Source organism: Erythrobacter donghaensis (assembly GCF_001557325.1).
GTDB classification, from domain to species: domain Bacteria; phylum Pseudomonadota; class Alphaproteobacteria; order Sphingomonadales; family Sphingomonadaceae; genus Erythrobacter; species Erythrobacter donghaensis_B.
The window spans coordinates 1-3,742 of record NZ_LSJS01000270.1 but is presented as its reverse complement, the minus strand read 5'-3'; the positions used below and the strand labels follow the sequence as shown (position 1 = coordinate 3,742).

Genomic DNA, 3,742 nt, shown 5'->3' with positions numbered 1-3,742 from the left:
CACGATGTCGCCCCCGCGCCCGCCATTGCCGCCGTCGGGGCCGCCATATTCGACGTATTTCTCACGCCGGAACGAGACGGCCCCGGGGCCGCCTCCGCCGGACTTCACGTAGATCTTGGCCTGGTCGAGGAAATGCATGGCGCGCGCATAGGGAATAATTGCTGCAAATGCGAGGGTAACCTTCCTCCCCTCCCCTGAAGGGGAGGGGGATAATAGGTCAGAACCTCGCTTCCACCCCTACCACGGCGCTCCGCCCCGGCGAGACGAAGCTGAACACCTGCTCGTATTCCTCGCCCAGCAGGTTCTCGACCCGGGCGAAGGCACTCAGCTGGTCGGTCAGCTTCACCCGGGCGTTGAAGTTGACGAGGGTGTAATCGTCCAGCTGGACGCGCACCGGCACGAAGCTCGGGTCGGTGAAGGCGACATCCGGCGTCTCGTCGTTGTAGCGCACCACCAGCGTCGCCGAGGCGGCCTCATCCGGCGCTTCCCACGTCAGCGCGGCGCTGGCGATGTGCTTGGGGCGGCGGACTTCCTCGACCCCGTTTTCCTCGGCATCGAGATAGGAATAGGCCGCATCGAGGCTGAATTGCTGGCCGAGGCGGGCATTCAGCGAAACCTCGACCCCGCGCTGGCGGCTTTCGGTCGTGCGGTTGGCCGGGGTGGCGATGAAGTTCGGCGGCGGGAAGGTGGTGAAGATCTCGCCCTCCAGCGTGCTGTCGAAGTAGGTGAGGGCCACGCTGGCATTGTCGCCGAGCTGCTGGTCGAGGCCGACTTCCCACCCGGTCGACTTTTCGGGACGCAAGGCGGCGTTGCCGATGAAACGCCCGTCGACGAAGCCGTAGAGCTCGAAGAAGCCGGGGTTCTTGACGCCCGAGCCCCCCGCTGCCCGGACACGGGTCGTCTCGGTAATGCGGTAGCCCGCGCCGAGGCGGAAGGTGGTCGCGTCCTGGAACAGATCGTTGAAATCGTGCCGGATCGCGGCGGCAAAATCGAAGGCCTCGCCGCTGTAGCGATATTCGCCGACCAACCCGACCTGCTCGATCTCGCGCCGCTCGTCGAACACGAAGCCGCCCGGCGTCGCATTGCGGAAGCCTTCGACCTCGTAATCGGCGGCAAAGGTGAGATTGTGGTCGTCCGCCACAGCCAGCGCGCTGACATAGGAGGCCTTGAAGCGGTCCCCCTCGCTGGCCGAGGTGATGCCGAAGGGACTGTCGGTCTCGCGGTTCACATTGGCGATCTGGGCGGAAAGGTCATGCGTCCAGCGCCCCTCGAGCGTGTCGAGCCGCGCGCCGACGAGGGCATAGATGGCCTCGTTGGTATAGGTCACGCCGGGGCTGTCGATGATCAGGCCGAAAGTGGGGCTGGTGGTGTCGAAGTCGCTGTCGTTGGTCTGGCCCTCGGTGCGGATAAAGCGGGCGGCGGCGCGCAGGGTGAGGCTGTCGCTCACGTTGACACTGCCCTTGCCCGCGAGGGTGTAGCTGTCGCGGCCAATGTCGCGGGTGCCGCCGCGTGCGTTGGGCTGGCCGTCAGTGCTGACGACCACGGCGGAGAGCGCCGCGTCCCAGCTGTCACCGTAAGCGCCATAACGCAGCGCGCCATTGACCGTGCCCTGCGTCCCGCCCTCGATCCGCGCGCCGAAGCCGGGCCGCCCGCGCCCGCTGGCGCTGTGGTAGGCGATGACGCCGCCGATCGCATCGGGGCCGTATAGCGCCGACTGCGGCCCGCGCAGCACCTCGAGCCGGGCGCCGGGTTCGGCTTGCAAGGTGCCAATATCGAACTCGCCTGCGAAGGGATCGGAGACCTCGATCCCGTCCACCAGCACCAGCACATGATTGCCTTCGGAGCCGCGCAGGCGGATCTGGGTCTGCCCAGCAACGCCAGCGACTGCCACGCCGGGGACATCGCGCAACACGTCGGCGATGTCGCGGGTCTGGCGCTGTTCGATCTGCTCGGCAGTGATGACGAGCGCGGAGCCGGTGAAATCCTCGCGCAGCAGCGGGTTATCGCGGCTTGCAGAGACAAGGATTGCCTTGCCGGGGAAGCACATCCATTGCTCGCTCTCCGGCGCATCGCTGCTGCCTGACACATAACACTGGCCGCGCGTCCTGCCGTCCTCCTGCGCCAAGGCAGGCACAGCCCAAACCAGCGCCGCCGCAGCGACGCTTCCCAATAGTGCAAAATTCTTCACGGATTCCTCCCGTCATCAGCAACATGGTGGCCGCGAGGGGAGGTTGCCCGCCCCCACAGCCCAGCGATGTCGCTCACAACGAAAGTCTGTTTCCGCGCCTGGCCAACCCCTGAACCCGGCATAGAGCGACACGCCCCGGTCGGTCTCCTGGCTCACGGATCGCCGCATGGGATGCTCGCCTTCCCGGTGGTCCGAAGACCCCCAGTGGCTGCCCTCCCGAAAGAGGGAGCGCACCCCACACTCACCGCTTACAGTTGCAGGGACAGCTGCGGATTTGCACCGCATTCCCGTTACCTTGGCGCGTTTTTGCTTTAGGCGCTCGCCTCCGCGAGCGCAATATCCTCGCTCCTGCGGCCTAAAGGCCGCGTCGCTGCGGGCGCGCGTTCGCGCTTGCGGCGCTGCGCGCCGTTACAACGCCAGAACGCGAGGTAGAGGGCAAACCCTCGGCGCGAAGCGCCGCAAGGCCGAACGGCCGCCCGAGCCTTTGCGAGGAAAGCCAAGCAGCGCGGACGCGCTGCGCCCGGCGCTTGAGGGCGAAAACAAAGAATCCGAAAACAAAAAACCCACCAGTGAAACGCAAAAGGCCTTCCCCGCGGGGGGAAGGCCTTTTGCGTTTCACTGGTGGAGCCGAGGGGGATCGAACCCCTGACCTCGTCATTGCGAACGACGCGCTCTCCCAGCTGAGCTACGGCCCCGTTCCCAGTTTTCTCACCCGCATGCCAGCGGGAGCGCGCGCATTAGCGAGAAGCACTGAGGCTTGCAACGCCGATTTTGCCTCGCCTCGGGGCTCTGCCCCTACTTCCCGCCGGTGGCTACCGGCTTGGGTGCGATCGGCTGCACCACGGGCTGCGAGGTGACGCCCTCCGTGACCGGGATGACCGGCACCTGGAGGCCGGTTTCGGGGTCGATCACGGTCTGCGCGGCGCCCGGGCCGGACTCGGGCGCGAGCCCGGCCCGGTGCTGCTGCACCGCCACCCAGCCAGGCTGCGAGGCGCCGAACATCGTGCCCCACTTCGCGTCCCACTCGGCCGAAGCGCGCTGATAGGCCTCGTAATCGTCGAAGAACTGCTCGAAGGGCACCAGCAGCCCGTCGAAATTGGCCTGCGCGAAGGCGAGCGGATCGGTCGGCGGGGTGATCAGTGCACGGTTCGCCATCTCGAGCGCGGCACGGCAGAAGCCGCTGCGCGCGGCGGGTTCGGCGAAGAAGTTGTAGACCTGCGTGGTGTAGCCATCGCGCGCGATGATCGCATCGCGCTTGACCTTGATGCGGCTGGTGTAGGTCTTCTCGATCCGGTCGTTGACCGCCTTCAGCGCGCGCACGTTCCTGGTGAGGAAGGCGCGGTAGCCTTCGAGGATCGGCTCGTATTCGGGCGCAAGGCAGTTCAAGGCGGCGACGTTCCAGGCCGAGCGCAGGTTCCAGACCAGCTGGTCGTTCGAGAGGTTGGAATTGACCGTGATGCGCCGTCCGTCGGGGCCCTTGGCGGGCATGGTCATCACGTAATGCGCGCCGCCCGGGGGGAGCGGGCGGTAAGGCACGGCCTCGACCACCTGCGG

2 protein-coding genes, 1 tRNA gene, 1 pseudogene and 1 riboswitch are annotated in these 3,742 nt (G+C 66.8%); all 4 genes and pseudogenes read right to left on the bottom strand.

Annotated features, from left to right (window positions below):
* Positions 1-138 (bottom strand): annotated as a pseudogene (gene obgE / locus AX692_RS19210) (GTPase ObgE); the annotation flags it as partial.
* Between the two features lie 79 nt (positions 139-217).
* Positions 218-2,086 carry a TonB-dependent receptor plug domain-containing protein gene (locus AX692_RS15620; RefSeq protein WP_230959852.1) on the bottom strand — a complete coding sequence of 623 codons (1,869 nt, stop codon included), beginning with the start codon at positions 2,084-2,086 and terminating at the stop codon, positions 218-220.
* Between the two features lie 221 nt (positions 2,087-2,307).
* A riboswitch (cobalamin riboswitch) is annotated at positions 2,308-2,533 on the bottom strand.
* A gap of 274 nt (positions 2,534-2,807) precedes the next feature.
* Positions 2,808-2,883 (bottom strand) — tRNA-Ala (locus AX692_RS15615).
* Between the two features lie 100 nt (positions 2,884-2,983).
* Positions 2,984-3,742: hypothetical protein (locus tag AX692_RS20280; RefSeq protein WP_073977770.1), on the bottom strand; the 759-nt coding region annotated here is incomplete at its 5' end.